The sequence below is a fragment of the Terrisporobacter mayombei genome, from assembly GCF_020748465.1.
Taxonomy (GTDB): Bacteria; Bacillota; Clostridia; order Peptostreptococcales; family Peptostreptococcaceae; genus Terrisporobacter; species Terrisporobacter mayombei.
Genome location: NZ_JAHZMP010000002.1, coordinates 695869 through 714123 on the forward strand (window position 1 = coordinate 695869; position 18255 = coordinate 714123).

Genomic DNA, 18255 nt, shown 5'->3' on the forward strand with positions numbered 1-18255 from the left:
TTTAGGTTTTGTATAAGGTTATAGATTAACGTCTATAGCCTTTTTATTTTGTAAAGAAAGGAGGAACATATATGGCAGCAGATATAGGAAGCATTGTAGCTCACTTGAGGTTGGAAATGGGAGAGTTTACTAATAACTTAAATGTAGCACAACAACAAGTGGCAAGTACTGCTGATAGCTTTAATGGTATAACATCGGCTGGGAAGGCGTTGCAAGGTGTAGGTGCTGGGTTAACAGCAGGTATTACAGTTCCAGTTATGGCACTTGGAAAACAAGCTATTGAACTTGGTTCCAATTTTTCATCTGCAATGTCAAAAGTTAAAGGATTAAGTGGGGCTACAGAGGAAGAATTTAAACAACTTTCGGAAACGGCAAGAGAGATGGGAGCATCTACTATATACTCTGCAACAGATGCAGCAGATGCTCTTGGATATATGGCTCTCGCAGGATGGGATGCTAAGCAAAGTATGGATGCAATTCCAGGAGTTCTAAATTTAGCTGCATCGTCTGGTATGGATTTAGCAATGGCATCTGATATGGTTACAGATTACTTAAGTGCATTTGGAGAAGGAGCAGACCAAGCTGGAAGAATGGCAGATGTTTTGGCCTATGCTCAAGCAAACTCAAATACAACTACTGAACAGCTAGGTGATGCATTTAAAAACTGTGCTGCTAATGCTAACGCCTTTGGATTAGATATAGAACAAACAGCTGCATTATTAGGAAAACTTTCAGACCAAGGACTTAAAGGGAGTTTAGCAGGTACCGCATTAACTGCTACATTTAGAGATATTACTCAAAAAATGGAAAAGGGAGCCATAACGATAGGTAAAACTAAAATAAGTGTACAAGATGCTAATGGTAACTTTAGAAGTATGACTGACATATTAACTGATGTAGCTAGTGCAACAGATGGTATGGGAAATGCTCAAAAGAGTGCAGCACTTATGGGTACATTTACTGCAGATAGTATTAAGGCCTTAAATATTTTATTACAAAGTGGTAGTGGTAATATTAAAGATTTTGAAGCAGCATTAAGAAATGCAGATGGAACAGCGGAAGAGATGGCTGATACAATGAACGACAATTTGAAAGGTGATATGGCAGAATTAGAATCTGCTTTTGAAGAAGCGTGCTTAACAATTTATGATAAATTAGAGCCTGCTTTGAGATTAATAGTTCAAGCGGTTACTAACCTTGTTAACTGGTTCTCGAATTTACCAGCACCGGTTATGGGATTTATAATGGCACTAGCTGGAATACTGGCAGTAGTTGGACCTATTTTATTAATCATAGGTACGTTTATGAGTAAAATAGTAGCGATTAGAGAAGGTATAGCAATGCTAAAGGCGTTAAATATAGTAGGAACTTTAATAGATCCTATTAAAACTGGTTTATTAACACTTAAAACATTGATATTGGATAGTTTGATACCTGCTTTATCTAGTTTATGGGCGTTCTTATTAGCGAATCCTATAGTTTTAGTAGTAGCTGCAATTGCGGCATTAGTTGCAGGTTTCATATATTTATGGAATAACTGTGAAGGTTTTAGGGAATTTTGGATTAACTTATGGGATACTATATGTCAATGGGCTCAAGATAAATGGAATGAATTAGTTAATTTCTTTATGGTAACTATGCCAGAATGGTTTAATAGTGTAATTCAATGGTTCCAGCAACTTCCTGGTCAAATATGGTACTGGTTAATGTTTGCTATAAACTATGTACTATTATGGATAGAACAAATGGGACAGAATGCATGGAAAGCTGGTTGTGATTTTGTTCAAAATTTAATTCAATGGTTTCAAACATTACCAGAGAGATTATGGCGATGGTTCTTAATGACTGTTAACAATGCCATACAATGGAAGAATAACATGGTAGCCAAGGCGCAAGAAACAGGGAAAGCTTTTTTAGATAAATTTATAAACTGGATAAAAGGATTACCGGGAAGAATATGGGATTGGTTAGTTAAAACATTTAATAAAGTTGTTAAATGGGCTCAAGACATGGATAAAAAAGCGGATAAGACAGCTAAGGACTTTTGTAAGGGTATTATAGATGGTATAAAGAACCTACCAAATGAAATGTTAGAAATGGGTAAAAACATTTGCCAGGGCTTAGCAGACGGTATAAAGGGTGGTATAAAATGGGTGACAGACGCAGCCAAATCTATTGCAAAAAAGGCAGCAGATGATGCTAGAGCAGCTTTAGGAATTCGTTCACCTTCAAGAGTATTTAGAGATGAAATAGGTAAATTCATTCCAGAAGGTATGGCTATAGGTATAGAATCAAATGCAGATAGTGTATATAAGACATTAAGAAACTTATCAGATAACTTAGCAAGCAATATAAATGTAAGTGGGTTAATGGATTCTATAAATATAAGAACGAGCGATATTAATGTTAATAGTAAAAATTCAAATGCAGGATTGATAGCTGAAATAAAAGGATTAATTGAAGCGGTTAATTCTAACTCCGCAATAGACTATGGCGAGATGGAAAGGGCATTTATGAGAGGTGCAGAAAGAGTTGATTCTACAATTTATATGGATAAAACAATAATAGGTCAGAAAACTGCTGAGCCTGTCCGCCAAACAAATGACGCCGTTAGAAAAAGATTAAATAGATTAGAAGGAGTGTTAGAGTAATGAGTTACTATTTAAAATACAATGAGACTGTTTTAAGTGATGAATACATAGTTACTAAGATTACTAAAAATACGCTCCCAAAAAAAGTTGTTGACACTATTGATATTGCTTCACGTGATGGGAAGCTATTCAATGGTTGTAAGTACGATTCATTAGAGTATAAAGTTGAATTGCTAATAAAAGGTGTTGACGAATACGATTATGCAGTATTGAAAAAAGACCTTAAAGATGTATTATTAGTTAGATATGAAGTTCCAATATCATTAAATAAAGATAAAACCGGGTTCGGTTTGTGTACTAGCGAAGTTACTATCGAAGATAAAAGCGATAATATAGGGGTAGCTAATTTTAATATATTATGTTTTGAACCATATTTCTATAACAATGAAGAATCGTTATTTGAAAATAAAGAAGGAGAAAAAGAAATAACAGTTACTAATTATGGAGGTGAACCTGTTAAACCTTTTGTGAGTGTAGGATTCACAAAAGGAGCCCATTTCTTACAACTTGAAAATACTAGAACGCAGGAACAGATGTTAATTGGCAAATATCCAAACATAGAATTATCTGCTGCTGCTAAAGTTCATTATGTAATGAAAGATAATTGTATGGATTTAACACCGTGGGTACCTAGTTTAGCAACATTAGCACCGGGACGTGGTACAGGTGGAACACTAGCATTATCTAGTATATCTGGTGGTAGTTTTATATTAGGTACATTTCCAAATGATACAACCAATAAGTGGAAGGGTTCAGCATATAGAAGAAATCTAAATGATGGTGTAAACGATGTAGCTGTTGATAATTTCGAAGCCAATTTAGGATTTACATTTAAATCTACTGGTAAAAACGGAGACCCATCCAATTATAAGTACAGAGATGAAGAACAAACAATAATATCTGGTGAGGCTCACGACGGTTATAGAAGTACAATATCATCATTAAACGTAAGAACTGGGGCGGGTACTAAATATAAAAAATTAGGTACAGTCAAGAAAAATTATGAAATAAAGGAAGGTTGGACGTTGGTAAATGGATGGGTTAAGTTTAAGGATGAGAAAAATTTTAAGGGTAAAACATGTTATGTGTCAACTAAATACCTTAAAAAATTTAGTTGGACTACCGAAGTAAAAACAATTGTACGAAACTATGTTACAATACGACCAACTCCGATTCGAGATAAACCTAAAATGACTGGTAAGAAACTAGCCAGTATACCGGCTTATACATGCATACGATGCGATACTAAAATATATTCAAATACAGACTCAGACAATGTAGTAAGATGGTGGATGAAATTATACAATAAATACAATGGCGTTATGGGATATATATGTTTTGGTAACGTAGGTGAAGCGGAAAAAGTTAACTTTGTGCAGGAGGTTGAATTTGAAAGTGCTGATGATTTAACCGGAATGTGTGAATTTTATGGAATGAGTGCTAACGGTGCTCAACTATTTAGAGTGGAAGTTTACGACAGTACGGAATGGTACGAAGCGAATCGACCTATGGTTCTAGTTGGTGGTAGGGAAATAAGTGATTGGACTCCAACACCAGCACCTAAAAAGAAGGTTACTAATACAGCAACTGCTGACAGTAACAAGAATAGTTTTGAGGTAGGTTACTATCGTGGAGGTGAATACGGTACATGGAACGACCTAGATGGTGAATGGTATATAAAGCGTGTTAAAAACGAAAATGGTTCTTATACATGGAAATTCCAATTGCGTCGTATTAAAAATGGTGTTGTAACACAGTCGAAGACGTTTAATTATACTAGTAAAGATTATGGAGCTGATAAATTAGCTTACATTGTTATTTATATAGGTGGATTATCTACAGACATAAAAAAATTGTGTTCAATGAGTATAAACGATATAAAAATTAAAACAACTGATTCACTTACAGACCCAAGTAATGAAAATATAGAATATTTTGACGAGGGGGATATATTGGATATAGATTTCAGTAATAGAAAAGTTTATCTTAATCAAAGTCCTGCAAATGACCTATTAGATATAGGAAGTAGATTTTTTGATATAGATACAGGAGACACAGAAGTTAAATTTGTGTCTGACGATACTAATATAGTTATAGGAACAACAATAAGAGAGAAATGGGTAGGAGATGAATAATGGAATTACTCGTTCTAGATAGTTCATTTAAAATCATAAATACAATATATGTCGACGGTGGAAAGTCTCCAATCTTCGATGACCATTTCAAAATGTTTTTAAATAATGGGTCAAGTATATATGATTTTAAACAGATACTAGATGACGATTTATCAAATGATTTAGAGGAAGGACATTATATATTATTTAAATATAATGGCAAAAATCAATTATTACAAATAAAAAAATGTAAAGACATAGAAGGTATTGATAACATAACACGTGAATGTGAATGTGAATCTATGTCTTTAGAACTTTATAATTCACATGTCCGTCCAACTACAATAGAAGGTACGGTTAAACAAGCAGTAACCTATACTTTACGTGAAACAATTTGGAAATTAGGTTATGTTTCCGAAACATTATCAGCAAGGGTTGGAGCATTACAAGTTGATAAAGTAACACCTGTATATAGTGTTCTTCAACAACTTATACCGGAGTATGGGAACATAGAGTATGAGTTTAGAGTTGAGGTAGTAAATAGTATCACAGGTAAGTACAATCTATTCGTAGACGTGTATGCAGACGGAGAACGTGGACAAAAAACATATAAAAGATTTGAGTATGATTGGAATATTGAAGGATGTTCAAGAACGGGAGATATAACTGATTATGTAACTGGCATGATAGGAGAAGGTGCTAATGGTTTAACAATGGCTAACACTAGATGGTCAAAATCGTTAGGAGACCCATGCGATAAACCAACTGGTCAAGATTTCTTAGTAGATCCAGAAGCACAGGCATTATTACCGACAGATAGACCAATACTTGGAGTATATACAAGTACAACAACATCTATTGAACAATTAATGCTAGAAACATGGAGAGCACTACAAGAAAGAAAATTAAAGAAATTTAGTTACGAGATTCCTATAAAAATGACATCGGATGAATACAACGAGATTGGAATTGGGGATACGGTTCATGTAGTTAATCCTAAATTCAATCCACCAATTCAATTAGAAGCCCGTATAGGAGAATTGGAAGTCTCATTCAGCGACCCTACGGATAATAAAGCGTTGTTTACAAATTATAAAGGGGTTAAAAGTAAAATTAGGTCAGTTGATTCAAACACATTCGTACAAGATGCAATTGACGCCATAACTGGTCACATAGGTAAATTAACACAAGCAGACGTTGCTCGTATACAGGAATATTTATCAAACTTAGGTATGACCGATGCTGAAATAACTAAATTACTTAAAAAGTATAAAGATAAATTACCTACTAAAGTTGAAGACAACCCAGACCTAGTTGGCGACGAAGTAAAAGACCAAGAGAATTATAGGGCAATAAATATAGGTGGTAAAATAGATAATGGTTTATGGTTAGGTGATGATAGATTACAGAAAGTTAAAGAGAGTAAAAGTCATATTATAGAGTCAATCAAAACAAGTACTCCAAATAACCCCACATCATCAGCAAGTGCTACTGAATACAAAAATGCATTAGCATATTATGAAAAATTTAGAATAGGTAAATATGGTGCTGGCACTAGTATGACGAACTTAAAAAGTAAGAGTAACCCATATAAATATTATGTATTAGTTCCATACTGGGCTAAAAAGTTTGGACTTGACCCCGAGTTAGTGTATGCTATGATTTACGCAGAATCTAGTGGGCATCCATATTGTTCAGTTGGTAGTTCAGCAGGATATGGATGTATGCAGTGTGAACGTTCCGTTTATTTTGGTAAGAAAGCTACAATAACTTATTATGATGGTTCTAAGACTACATTTACACCATCGAATTCAACAATGAACCCATCTAATGGAGCTAAAACAACTATTAGTGGCGTATCTGTTAACAAGAACATAAGTAATCAAATAATGTTCGGGTGTCATGAAATGAGAAAATCACTAAAATATTTTAAATGGAATATATTCGCATCTCTATGCGGTTACAATTTTGGGTTATACGGTACAGATTGGACTATATGTAAATATGTAGCTGATAAGAACAAATTAGCATTTAAGAATTCAAATGGGTATACAGTTCAAAGTACCAAAGTACAATCTCTATATTTCAAAGAACTTGAAGGATTGAAATGTAATTGGTCAACGTATCGTAAAATATATAAACAACAAAAAGGTGGAGGAACTCCGGATAATATAGAAAGATATTTACAATATTATAAGGTTGTTAATGGTCAACTACCATATGTTTTAGTGGATGGTAAGAAAAAAGGATACGGTGCTAATAAACCTAGTAATGTTACTATAGAAGAAAATGTAACAATTAAAACGGGTATAGCATCATCAGCAAGAAATAAAATAGTGAGTAAAGCTAGGGAAATAGTTGATTTACATGTTAAATATAAAAAAGCAACATATCACCAAAAACCAAGAACTATTGATGATACAAAGAGAATTAAATGGAATGGTAGACTAAATGGTTTAATGAACCCAGCTGTATATGATTGCTCAAGTTTAGTTTCATGTTCATATAAACATGCTGGTTTAACTAGTACCTATAATAAATCTTGTTATGCTGGTAATCTGGTATCTAGCACAACTTCTAAATCTGGATTTAAGGTGTGGAAATGTACTAAGACAAATTTAGATAATCATGCAATAGCTGGCGATATAATAGTAGCATCAAATACGTCTGTGCCATCAATTGTTGATATAGATAAATATAAAGGAGTAAAGAAAACGCACCACACATTAATATATTGTGGCAAAGTAAATGGAAAACACATGGTAGCACATGCTAGAGGTAATAAACCACATCCAGATGCTATAATGTATATGTCTGTTTATGATGACCTGTATACTTATGGTATGATAATAAGACCGTGGGACTTAGCTAAATTAGATGCAGAAGCAGGAATTAAAAAAGACCCTATTACACAGAAAGTTGAAACAAACGAGATAACATTAAAAAGTTCTTATAATACTAATCCACAAGAATTTTATGACGATAGGAATTTACTAAAAGACATTTTCGGTAATACGGAAGATATAAAAGATAGTACACCATATCCTAGTACGGTATCTCACGTATTTTTAGATTTCTGCAATATGACCGATTTTATGGAGTCTGATGTTGATGTTGATACATATAAAGGATTAATAAAATTATTGCTTACTAAGTACCCTAAGAAACCTATATTCTTTACTAAGATACCTCATGTAAATAATCAAATGTCAAACTATGTTCAAGTAAATGCTAAGATTGATGAATTTAATTCTCAAATGTGGGAATATTCAGCTGTTACACAATATGTAATACAGACCGGAATACCTAGTGGAATATATGATAGTGTTAATAAATGGATTAGTACATCGTTGACAACGTGTGGATGGAAATTAAAAGATAAGGCTTCCGCAGACTTATATTATAAGGCTTATAAAAATCACTTAATATGGTTAGGTGGCGGTGGTGAATATGTTAGAGAATTTACAAAAGCTAGTGTTATTCTTCATACAAACTTCAACCACTTGTATACGAAACCAATGGCTGAACTTAAATGGACAATGCCGAGTAAACCGGATATTTCTTACTATTCTAAGTTAACATTTACAACACGAAAAAGTTCGGAACCAACTAAAATGACACAACCAACTAATATTTGGTTAGATGGTAAGGACTGTAAAAAAGGTAAGTTAATATTAAAACCAGATACAACATATACAATAGTTGTTTACTACAATACAGATAAGGAAATTGCTAATACAACATACTTAGGTTCCGTAAGTGGAGTAGCTAAAGGTGGTAAGTATGCTGCATTTGATAAATTTAAAGATAGAGCCGTTATAGTTAATAATGCTTTAAGTTTCTTTAATAATAAAAGTAAGTTAGTATATAACAACACAACTCCAGCAGATTATGCAAAACCACAAGATAATAAATCTAGTTGGATTACAGGTGGTAAAATGCACGTAGACGATTCAAGCTTATTGAATTATGTGTTAATGGGTTGGAAATATGAAAAGACACCATATGGGGACGCAAATAAAAATGATAATAAAAAGAACTCTGCATATAGTTGGGCATTACCAAGTACAAGGCATGAAGCAAACATCGCTAAATATTTTGTTGAACAAGGTTGGGTATTTGATGAAGCCGACTTAACAACATACACTAATTTATCCGAAGGAGACATAATATTCATGGATGCTGATTCATCTAATAACGGTATGTTTATGGGGTGTTCTCATACGGCCATTGTAATTGGAAAGGATTCAGCCGGTGATTGGGAAGCAGTAGACAGTAATCCAACCGATGTTATATATAAAACAAAAGTTAAGAATTTAAGTAAGAAAAATATACTATTTATAGGTAGAATTAGAAAAGATTAAAAGGTGGTGGTATGAATGATAGAGGAAGGACAAGAGTATACTACACCTATCTACGATGAAGATGGTAATTTAATAGAAGTAATTGAAGATTACGATGTGTTCCTTGAAGATGAAACATCAGAAGAAGAACACGACGATGCTTATTATCTAGGTGAAGAAGGTGACTTAGCCGAAGAAGATTATGCTGAGGAAGACAACGTAGACCCTGTAGAATCAAGAATACTTACAGCTAGTGAGAGATACACAATAGCACGTGATTCGGTAATAGAAAGATTAACACAAATACTAGAAAACGGTGAAATAACTATTGAAGATAATGCTGATCTAAACGAAGCTATGTTTGAATACACGGAAAGTGTAACTGACATGAAAGATAAGTTAAATGAAGTTGAGCATGGTAATAATGACACTAATGGAATTAATCAAGGAACTGTTACAACTGTCCTACCCGAGGAACTTCAACATCTTATAGATTTAATGAACAACGGAGGTCGTAATGACCTCCTTTTTGTAGATGAAGAAGGTCGTGTGTTGGTAGAGGGTGAACAGGTTCCGAAGTTAAAGCTCGTGGAGTTAGAAGTTGATAAACTGGTAGCTAATTATGCTGAAATAAATGAACTGGTAGCAAAAAAAGCAAGTATAGAAGATTTAACTGCGGTTAAGGCTCAAATAGGTACATTAGAAGCAGACGAAATAATAGCCGATATTATTCATTCAAATATTGGTGAAATTAAAGAGTTAACGACTAGTATAGGTCGTATTGATACCTTAATTGGTGGCAATTTAACTATGGAGAATATTCAATCGTTGATATTAACATCTAAGAAAGTAACTGTAGAGGATGCTTTTATAAAAGATGCAATGATAGATACTGTAAATGCTAATAAAATTAATGCTGGAGCAATAAATACTAATTTAGTTAATATAGAATCAGCGGATGGAAGTTTAGCACTAAATGGTACATTACAACAATTCAAAGATGAAAATGGAAAAGTTAGAATACAAATGGGTAAAGATACTCAAGGCAATTTCACATTTGGGTTATTCGATGAAACCGGGATAGGTACTTTGATAAATAGTTCTGGTATTACAGAAAAAGCCATCGGTGATGGGTTAATAGTAGATAAAATGGTTGGTGATGATGCCAATATTTCTGGTAGTAAATTAGACATAAATTCAGTAGTAACAGAAATAAACGACGGAACAACAACTATAAAAGGAAGTAAAGTAAAACTGGATACTCAAAACCAAACATTAGATGTGGCTTTTAATACTATGAATAATACAGTTACAGAGCAAGGAAAAACAGTAAGTAATCACACAACTAGTATATCGACTATGAATGGTAAAATAGAAACTCTAATTAGTGATACGGAAATAATAGAAGAGGGTGAAAAAGTAACAGTAAAAGACGCATACAGTCAAATGAACCAGAAAGTTGGTGAATTTGGGGTATCACTAGGAAATATGGAGTCTAACTTTGATGGGTTAGAAACTAGAGTAGAAGAAGCAGAAACTAAGTTAACCATAGAAGGACTAAAAACAATCATCGGAAGTACTTATACAACTTCGGAAGATGTAGAAGGTCAAATAACAGGAAAAGGATATGCCACTACTTCGGATGTAACTCAATCAGTAAATAATTTCAAACTACAATTTAAAGAGTCTGGTGGATATAATGAGTTATACAATGGTGATTTTAGAAGAGGTTTAGATTTTTGGAGTCCGAGTGCAGGTATAGTGGTTGTTCCAGATACAGTTTGCACAGAAAATCCAATAGCAGTTAAAATGAATGGAGCGCTGACAACAAATAGACAAATATCACAACAATTATATTCATCAACAAAACCTATGAATTACACAGGTAACTTAATTATATCTCTATGGGGTTATTTATCTGGTAGTGGTTCATCTGGAACCACAAATAAATATACAGGATTTCAAGTAACTGTTTATTACACAGATGGTTCAGTAACATACCCGGGAACACAACTTAAAGATGACTACGACAAATGGATAAAATATTCATTAGTATTAAACCCATCATCTGGTAAAAAAATTAGTCATATGGTTGTAAGTGCAATTTGTAGGGATACTACAAAAGTTATGTATGTTACAAATATAATGTTGACTAAGGGTGAACTTGAAGTACCATATGCACCAAATTCAAATGAAATATTTGACGGTATTACAACTATAAATAAAGACGGAATTAAGGTCGAACAATCCAACTACAATGGTTATACCCAAATTAAAGCAGACGGCTTTTACTTGAATAATGGTACAGAGGATGTTATAAAATGTACATCTAGTGGATTAGTTGTAAAAGGAGTTGTTAATGTAACTGGTGGGTCAATTTCAGAATCAGCATTAGCAGGTACTATGATAGATGGTAAATACGTTAAACCGGGTACTATATTAGCAAATAGTATAAATATAGGTGACTTTACAAACTATTGTACCACACCTACAAATTATACAACTGGAGCAGGTAATCCAGCCTATAGTTTAAGTCCATCATACAACCATGTATTTATATCTAATAACTTGACCCAACTAAGGGGCGGTGAACAATTTCTTGTTACAGGGTATGTATATGCCCCACCATCAAATACTAGTGATACTAACTATAATTTACAATTTTGTTGGAGGGATTCAGCAGGAACAGCTATATTATCTTCAAGTGTAGTAAAACCTGTTAGTCCAAATGCACAGATTGGACTTAATGATGTATTAACAATACCACCAAGACCAGCAAATGCTGTTTATGGTAACTTTAAAGCATATGTAGGTAATTCAGCATTTGCATTAACATACTCACTTCCATGTATACGTCTTATGACATCTGGCAGTTTAATAGTAGACGGAGCAATAGACGGTAAAACAATACACGGAAGTGAAATAATAGGGGGAGAGTTTAGAAGTGAAACAGTAAATGACGATAATAGCCCTATTTTTAAAGTTACAGAATTTGGTCAAATAGTTGGGGCTACAATAGATTGTATTGGATTGTCAGTATCCGGAGACTTAACAGCTAATACGTTATCAGTTAAATCAATTGATAACTCTAGGTATCAAGAAGTTTTCGATGGTGACTATATTATTAATATTAAATCCGGTGCAACTGATTCAGAAATATTTGAAGATGGTGCAACATTTAGTTCGTTTGAGTCAGCCGAAGCCATAATACCTTCTAACTTAAATGGATACGAATTAACTTTTAATATGCAGAGTAATATAACTGAAAACGTAGTACTAGATAGTTACAATAGTGGCGTAATAAATGTTAACTTCAATGGTTATACATTAAAGGGTTATTTTTTCGGTAGCAGGAACTCAATTAGAATGAATGTGTATGGCAATAAATCTGGGTCAACTGGTGGTACTGTTAGGGGAAAAGTTATGCCAAATATAGGTAGATATTACTCTAGTTATAGGTACGCAATGACATTTGATAGTTGCAGTTTCTTTGTATATGACATGGATGTATATAAAGGTAATTCAACAGACTATAAAGATTGTGGTATAGTAGCCATAACTGGGTCAAAGGGGTATATAGCGGATGTTAAGTTTGTAAATAAACCTTATTATGGACTTAGATGCCATGGAACGGCTCACGTATATTCTTCCTCATCTAGTGGGACAACAGAACATTATTCTTTCGCTAGTGTGTCTGGTAGTTTGATTATGTTAAATAACACAACGCAAGCTGGACGCAGTGGTCAAACCACACACCTATTCAAAGCTAACAATGGCCAAATATTTGCGGACGGTGTTACATTTGATGGAGCTGACGCAGGTGGAACAAATGACAATAACACAACAACTGAAGTAACTAAAACTGTAACAGTTAAAGCCAACTATGGGGACACCTATAGAAAAACAGTTTACAACAGTTGGAAACAAGATGGTTCTGTAAGACAAGGTAATTATGGTTATGGTCAATGTGTTGGAGCATGGTTCTTTGGAACTACATTACAAAATTATTTAAAGAAAAATGTAACTAAAGTTGTTATATCAATAAACCGTAATAGTGGCGGAACTAATGCGTCTGTTACTCATACACTTAAGACACATAATTATTCAAGTAGACCTAGTGGGTCACCTACATATAATGGTTTTAGTAGAAACTTTAGTGTAGCCGTAGGTGGAACAGCAACAATAACTCTAACATCAGCTGAAATAGCATCTCTTAAATCAGATAATGCAAAGGGATTTGGAATAATACCGCCTAGTCAAACAAGTGCGTACTATTCAGTTTGTTCTGGAAGTATATCAGTTAAAGTTACTTATAAAGAATAAAAATAATGCCGATGTTAACGTAAATATTGTTAACGTCGGTTAATAATTATACACAGTTCTATATAATAGATAATAGAAAAAATACAAATAATGGAGGTTTTGGGAATGGATGCAACATCAATAATAAATTCAATTTACAAGCAAGAGGTAGCAAATGCGGTTGAGCAAAAGGTTTTATATATGGCTCAATTAGAGTTAGCTAAAGAACAATTAAAAGAGAAAGATAAAATAGTAAATAAGTTACAATCTGAAAATATAGAACTAGAAAATATAATACATGAGTTGCAAGAAAAAATTGAACCGAATAAGGAGGAAGTTATTGAATGTATGGAAAATTAATAAATGGTGAGTTAACATATGCTCCCAAAGATTTAATAGAGGATGAAAAAGTAATATTAGACTTTGATACTAATATAGAAGCTATGAAACAACATGGTTATAAATTAGTCGTGAGAATATTACCAGAACATAATTCAGACACTCAATATCTAGCACTAGGTGGATATTCGGAAGATTCTACTCAAATAACTATTAATTATATGGTTATGAATAAGGTGGATGACCCGGAGAAGTTGTTGAGAGAAACAATAAAAGATTTACAGGATGAAAGTAAATTTTTAAAGGATTGCTTACTTGAAATGAGTGAAGTTGTGTATGGTGGTTAAGAAACTATTATATAGATTAATATTTGGAAAAAGAGGGGGTGAAGTCATGATGGCTATGTTATGGGCACAAGAAATAATGTGCGGAAATAAAACTTACGCACAGGTACCCAAGTTATTGAAGGAACCAGTAAAAACTGTATTAATAAATTCTGGATGTGAAGAACTAATTGTAGAATAGTTCTTTTTTTATTCTCAATAGATAAGTAATGCAAAATGGAAATGTTTTTGATACCATGTATATAGATAGGTGTTTTGGGAGGAAAATATGAGTAAAAAAAGTAAATTAATATGTTTAATTTTTGCAGTATGTATAATTGGTATAGTATTATACTTCCTAAGATTCTACATGCATTGGGATGTAGATAATGTGAATCAATCTATTTCACATTCCGAGGTTTATAGTAATCAAGATATTGACACTGCAATGAATATTGTTAAGAGAGAATTTAGAGATGAATTTAAGGGATGTGTATTAACTGATTTATGGTATAACGAAGATATTAGTATTTCTTCATCAGATGAATGGGCAAAACAATATAATTCAGATGAGGCAATAATTTTACTATCAAACTTTGATGTAGATTCTTCTGGTGGGGATGGTAGTCTAGATCCAAATTCTACATATACTGATTGGCAATGGATTCTAGTGCGTGATAGAGAAAATAGTAAATGGACACTTAAAACATGGGGATACTAATTAATTTCAATTTATCGAATAGTTACAGTGAACAATATCAATATATTACGAACTAAGTTTATATCACCTCGATAGTGTTAATACTTTTACTTGAGGTGATTAAATGAATATTTTATTGTACGGGGCTTTAATTTTATGCCTTATAGGTGTATCGGTTGGCATTCTATCTTTCGTAGGGATAGTTATACTTTATAAGTCAATATAGAAGGATATTTCTCATAATGTGTAGAATTATATTAGAAATATATTTATGCTATGGGGATGTTATTTATGTATAGATTAGAGCCAGTAAGAAAAGGGTATTGTTGTTTATGTGAACATGTGACTAGCTTAGAATATGCAGAAATTTGTTTATGTGGAGACGCAAGCTTAGTTAATGGAAAAATTGAAGATGTACAAGCTGAAGTTACTTGGACATGTGAAAAGTGTGGAAATAAAGTTAAATATATTGATAGAGTGAAAGTAGTTGCTGAATAATTATGCAAAAGGATCTAATTAATTTTAGGTCCTTTTTTAATGTCGAGAAAGTGAGGTATATATGAGCAATGAAATAATAATTGCAATTTTAGCATTCGTGGGAACCTTAGCTGGTTCCTATTTTAGTAATAACAAAAATACTGCGGTAATGCAGGAACAAATAAAAGATGTAAAGGGAGATATAACTACTCTTAGCAACAGAGTAGATAAACATAACAATCTAATTGAGAGAATGGCAGTAGTAGAGCAGAGCTGTAAATCTGCTCACCATAGATTAGATAATATAAATTAGGAGGTATGGTTATGGATTTAACTTTTTTAAATGATTATGTTGTTTTAGTGATAGTAGGTATATGTGTATGTGTTGGGTATGTATTAAAGAATAGTTTTCCTTCACTAGATAATAAGTACATACCACTTATAATGGCAGTGCTTGGTGTTGTTCTTAATGTATGGTTAGTTAAGGTTATTAGTCCAGATGTAATTCTTGGGGGTATGTTTAGCGGCCTTGCAAGTACAGGGCTACATCAATTATTCGTTACATTAATTAATAAGGAGGTAAAATAGTTATGACTACTAAAATATGGGGAATAGATGTAAGTAAATATAATTATCCAATTGATTGGAATAAAGTTAAAAATGCAGGAGTTGAGTTTGCGATACTTAGGGTTGGATTTGCTTCTACTAGCAACAGAAATAATTTATATATAGATCCATACTTTGAAAAATTCTATAAAGATGCAAAATCTGTTGGTATGCCAGTAGGTGGTTATTTCTATAGTAGATGTAATAGTGTTGAAACTGCTAAATCAGAAGCAAAATTTATAATAAATACATTAAAAAATAAAAAGTTAGAATATCCAGTATGGCTAGATGTAGAAGATGCAAAAACATTAAAAACTACTTCAAAATCTAATATGACTAAAGCAGTTAAAACTTGTTTAGACGAATTAGAAAAAGCTGGATACTATGTTGGAATTTACAGCGGTAAATACATACTTAGAGATGAATTAAATGATAATGAACTAAAAGACTATGACCATTGGATAGCTCAATACTCTAAAGAATGTACATATTATAGCAAACACACAATGTGGCAGTTTGGTGGAGAAACTAATTTATTAAGAAGTAAAAAAATAAATGGAATAGGAAATGATGTTGCTGACCAAAATTATTGTTATATAGATTATCCAACCATTATTAAAACTAATGGATTAAACGGATATCCTAAACCTACTGTAGGAAAAGAAGATACTTATATTACTAATAAAGTATCATTTTATATTACTAATAAAGTATCATTTTATATTCAGACTAAAGGAAAATTAAATATAAGAGAAAAAGCTAGCATGGAAGGTAAAATATTATATACAGCTCCTAAAGGTGTAAAATATAAGATAACTAAGATGTCATCTAATGGGAAATGGGGGTATGCTCCATATCGTAAAGGTTGGTTATCTTTAAATAAAAATTATGTAGAAATTGTAAAATAAATAAAAAATAAGGTGGCCTTGCGCTAGCCGCCTTTGAATAAAAATAAATATAAGATGTTATTAGTTATTACAATGTATGCATAAAATTACTAGAGTGTGTATATCATATTAATAATCCATGTTATAGTGTAATTTTAAAAGGCTGGTAAGGATCTATTTCCCTACCAGCCTTTTTTTAACCAATTATGTGATTTTTAAATAATTCTTTGAAAGTGTCGCATTCAATATCTTGTTTATATAGAGAATAGATATATTTAACATTAGATATGTTTTTAATCGTATTTTTATAATTTTCAATATTTTCATTAAGCTTAGAGTATGATTTTTGTAATTCATTTAGATCATCACAATTGTTGAATGTATCCTCATAGTTTTCTTTATACAGCTGATTTCCATTCAATGCAATGTTATATTTCCAAGACAACATTGAATCGTATTCTGAAGAGTGTCTAATTTGTACAGTATCAAATATCTGATTTGGTTGTATTTCTATAGGGAACATAATCATTTCGTCTTCTCCATCATAGAAATATTTTATAATAGTATTAAATAATGTAAATACATATTTATTATCATTTGATAAAGTTGTAAAACCAGACTCCTCGAAAAAATTAATGGCATCATTTACACCTTTTTCTCTTAACTTAATCCAGTCATTTTCTTTAAGTTTATGTAGATCTTCACCTATATTTAATAATTCGGTATATGCATTGATGCATTTTTCTTTATACTCCACTAGAGTTTTATTTTTTCTAACTAGTTCTTTTACATCCATAATAAGTTATCTCTCCCATCTGACTTTTTTAAAAAAATACCTTCCAATATAAATGTAATCGAGATTAAAAGATAATACAATATAAAAATATTTATAAAGGACAGGCGATTATGTGTGTAGCACTACATATAAATAAATAAAGCTATATGGAGAGGAGGAAATTTAGTGAATCGTAAGCAGAGCTTAAAGCTTCAACTATCCTTCAAAGAAAGCGTAAGAGATATAGAAATATATACATTTTTAATGGATGAGATAAAAGATACACTAGGAATAAGCGCCTATTTAAAAATGTTAGTTTCTAAGGATGAAAAGTTTATCAATTACAAGAATAGTGCAAAGAATGAAGAAGATTAATAAGTAAAAGAGTTCCAGAACTGCCATCCATAGAGCTCAAACCTCAGCGAATTATCAAAGTATAATTCTATTTTGATTTATTCGATGAATTTATATAAAACCATTCTAAAATCATTCTTGTACATTCTGTATGTAAATTTATGATAATAAAAAACTGCTCCTTTTAATTACTATTCTTTTTCAATTATTATTGAATTACCATCCCCATTATTTCATTTATGATAAACGATTAAATAAAAAAATAAGGTGGCCTTCCGTTAGCCACCTTGAATAAAAATAAGCGAAAGATACTATGGGATATTAGAGTGTATGCATAAAACTGCTAGAGTATGTCTACAATATTAATAACCATTATTTAATATA

14 protein-coding genes are annotated in these 18255 nt (G+C 32.3%); 13 read left to right on the plus strand and 1 reads right to left on the minus strand.

Annotated elements, in window-relative coordinates; genetic code table 11:
- Nucleotides 1-71: 71 nt before the first annotated feature.
- The 12 genes from K0039_RS09940 to K0039_RS09995 all read left to right on the plus strand — a co-directional run bounded on the left by K0039_RS09940 (nt 72) and on the right by K0039_RS09995 (nt 16763).
- Complete coding sequence (locus tag K0039_RS09940; RefSeq protein WP_228104898.1) at nt 72-2651, plus strand: phage tail tape measure protein; 2580 nt, start codon at nt 72-74, stop codon at nt 2649-2651.
- Nucleotides 2651-4786 (plus strand): distal tail protein Dit, encoded by a 2136-nt coding sequence (locus K0039_RS09945; RefSeq protein ID WP_228104899.1) that lies wholly within the window; start codon nt 2651-2653, stop codon nt 4784-4786. Before K0039_RS09940 ends, K0039_RS09945 begins: the two co-directional genes overlap by 1 nt.
- Complete coding sequence (locus K0039_RS09950) at nt 4786-9129, plus strand: phage tail spike protein (protein ID WP_228104900.1); 4344 nt, start codon at nt 4786-4788, stop codon at nt 9127-9129. The genes K0039_RS09945 and K0039_RS09950 overlap by 1 nt, the downstream gene beginning before the upstream one ends.
- Nucleotides 9130-9144: 15 nt before the next feature.
- Nucleotides 9145-13431 (plus strand): hypothetical protein, encoded by a 4287-nt coding sequence (locus K0039_RS09955; protein WP_228104901.1) that lies wholly within the window; start codon nt 9145-9147, stop codon nt 13429-13431.
- A 105-nt stretch (nt 13432-13536) separates the two neighbouring features.
- The gene (locus tag K0039_RS09960; RefSeq protein ID WP_228104902.1) at nt 13537-13770 is read left to right on the plus strand and encodes a hypothetical protein; all 234 of its coding nucleotides are present in this window, start codon (nt 13537-13539) and stop codon (nt 13768-13770) included.
- Complete coding sequence (locus K0039_RS09965; protein ID WP_228104903.1) at nt 13755-14096, plus strand: hypothetical protein; 342 nt, start codon at nt 13755-13757, stop codon at nt 14094-14096. Before K0039_RS09960 ends, K0039_RS09965 begins: the two co-directional genes overlap by 16 nt.
- 46 nt (nt 14097-14142) lie before the next feature.
- Nucleotides 14143-14274, plus strand: a complete 132-nt coding sequence (locus tag K0039_RS09970) for a CD1375 family protein (RefSeq protein WP_306665646.1) — start codon at nt 14143-14145, stop codon at nt 14272-14274.
- A gap of 87 nt (nt 14275-14361) precedes the next feature.
- Entirely contained in the window at nt 14362-14793 is a 432-nt protein-coding gene (locus K0039_RS09975) for a DUF4829 domain-containing protein (RefSeq protein WP_228104905.1), read from the plus strand.
- A gap of 270 nt (nt 14794-15063) precedes the next feature.
- Nucleotides 15064-15270, plus strand: coding sequence for a hypothetical protein (locus K0039_RS09980; protein ID WP_228104906.1), 207 nt, complete (start codon nt 15064-15066; stop codon nt 15268-15270).
- A 61-nt stretch (nt 15271-15331) separates the two neighbouring features.
- Nucleotides 15332-15562, plus strand: a complete 231-nt coding sequence (locus tag K0039_RS09985) for a hypothetical protein (protein ID WP_228104907.1) — start codon at nt 15332-15334, stop codon at nt 15560-15562.
- Between the two features lie 11 nt (nt 15563-15573).
- Entirely contained in the window at nt 15574-15837 is a 264-nt protein-coding gene (locus tag K0039_RS09990) for a phage holin family protein (RefSeq protein ID WP_228104908.1), read from the plus strand.
- Nucleotides 15838-15839: 2 nt separating this feature from the next.
- A complete protein-coding gene (locus K0039_RS09995) occupies nt 15840-16763 on the plus strand; it encodes a GH25 family lysozyme (RefSeq protein ID WP_228104909.1) in 924 nt (307 codons plus the stop codon).
- 175 nt (nt 16764-16938) lie between these two features.
- Here K0039_RS09995 and K0039_RS10000 read toward each other — a convergent pair whose 3' ends face one another.
- A complete protein-coding gene (locus K0039_RS10000) occupies nt 16939-17538 on the minus strand; it encodes a hypothetical protein (RefSeq protein ID WP_228104910.1) in 600 nt (199 codons plus the stop codon).
- Between the two features lie 165 nt (nt 17539-17703).
- Here K0039_RS10000 and K0039_RS10005 point away from each other — a divergent pair, with 165 nt between their 5' ends.
- Entirely contained in the window at nt 17704-17892 is a 189-nt protein-coding gene (locus K0039_RS10005) for a hypothetical protein (protein WP_228104911.1), read from the plus strand.
- Nucleotides 17893-18255 lie beyond the last annotated feature (363 nt).

Excerpts from the sequence above, each read along its gene's own strand:
- K0039_RS09940 (WP_228104898.1), top strand. The coding sequence starts at position 72 with ATGGCAGCAGATATAGGAAGCATTGTAGCTCACTTGAGGTTGGAAATG.
- K0039_RS09945 (WP_228104899.1), top strand. The coding sequence starts at position 2,651 with ATGAGTTACTATTTAAAATACAATGAGACTGTTTTAAGTGATGAATAC.
- K0039_RS09950 (WP_228104900.1), top strand. The coding sequence starts at position 4,786 with ATGGAATTACTCGTTCTAGATAGTTCATTTAAAATCATAAATACAATA.
- K0039_RS09955 (WP_228104901.1), top strand. The coding sequence starts at position 9,145 with ATGATAGAGGAAGGACAAGAGTATACTACACCTATCTACGATGAAGAT.
- K0039_RS09960 (WP_228104902.1), top strand. The coding sequence starts at position 13,537 with ATGGATGCAACATCAATAATAAATTCAATTTACAAGCAAGAGGTAGCA.
- K0039_RS09965 (WP_228104903.1), top strand. The coding sequence starts at position 13,755 with ATGTATGGAAAATTAATAAATGGTGAGTTAACATATGCTCCCAAAGAT.
- K0039_RS09970 (WP_306665646.1), top strand. The coding sequence starts at position 14,143 with ATGATGGCTATGTTATGGGCACAAGAAATAATGTGCGGAAATAAAACT.
- K0039_RS09975 (WP_228104905.1), top strand. The coding sequence starts at position 14,362 with ATGAGTAAAAAAAGTAAATTAATATGTTTAATTTTTGCAGTATGTATA.
- K0039_RS09980 (WP_228104906.1), top strand. The coding sequence starts at position 15,064 with ATGTATAGATTAGAGCCAGTAAGAAAAGGGTATTGTTGTTTATGTGAA.
- K0039_RS09985 (WP_228104907.1), top strand. The coding sequence starts at position 15,332 with ATGAGCAATGAAATAATAATTGCAATTTTAGCATTCGTGGGAACCTTA.
- K0039_RS09990 (WP_228104908.1), top strand. The coding sequence starts at position 15,574 with ATGGATTTAACTTTTTTAAATGATTATGTTGTTTTAGTGATAGTAGGT.
- K0039_RS09995 (WP_228104909.1), top strand. The coding sequence starts at position 15,840 with ATGACTACTAAAATATGGGGAATAGATGTAAGTAAATATAATTATCCA.
- K0039_RS10000 (WP_228104910.1), bottom strand. The coding sequence starts at position 17,538 with ATGGATGTAAAAGAACTAGTTAGAAAAAATAAAACTCTAGTGGAGTAT.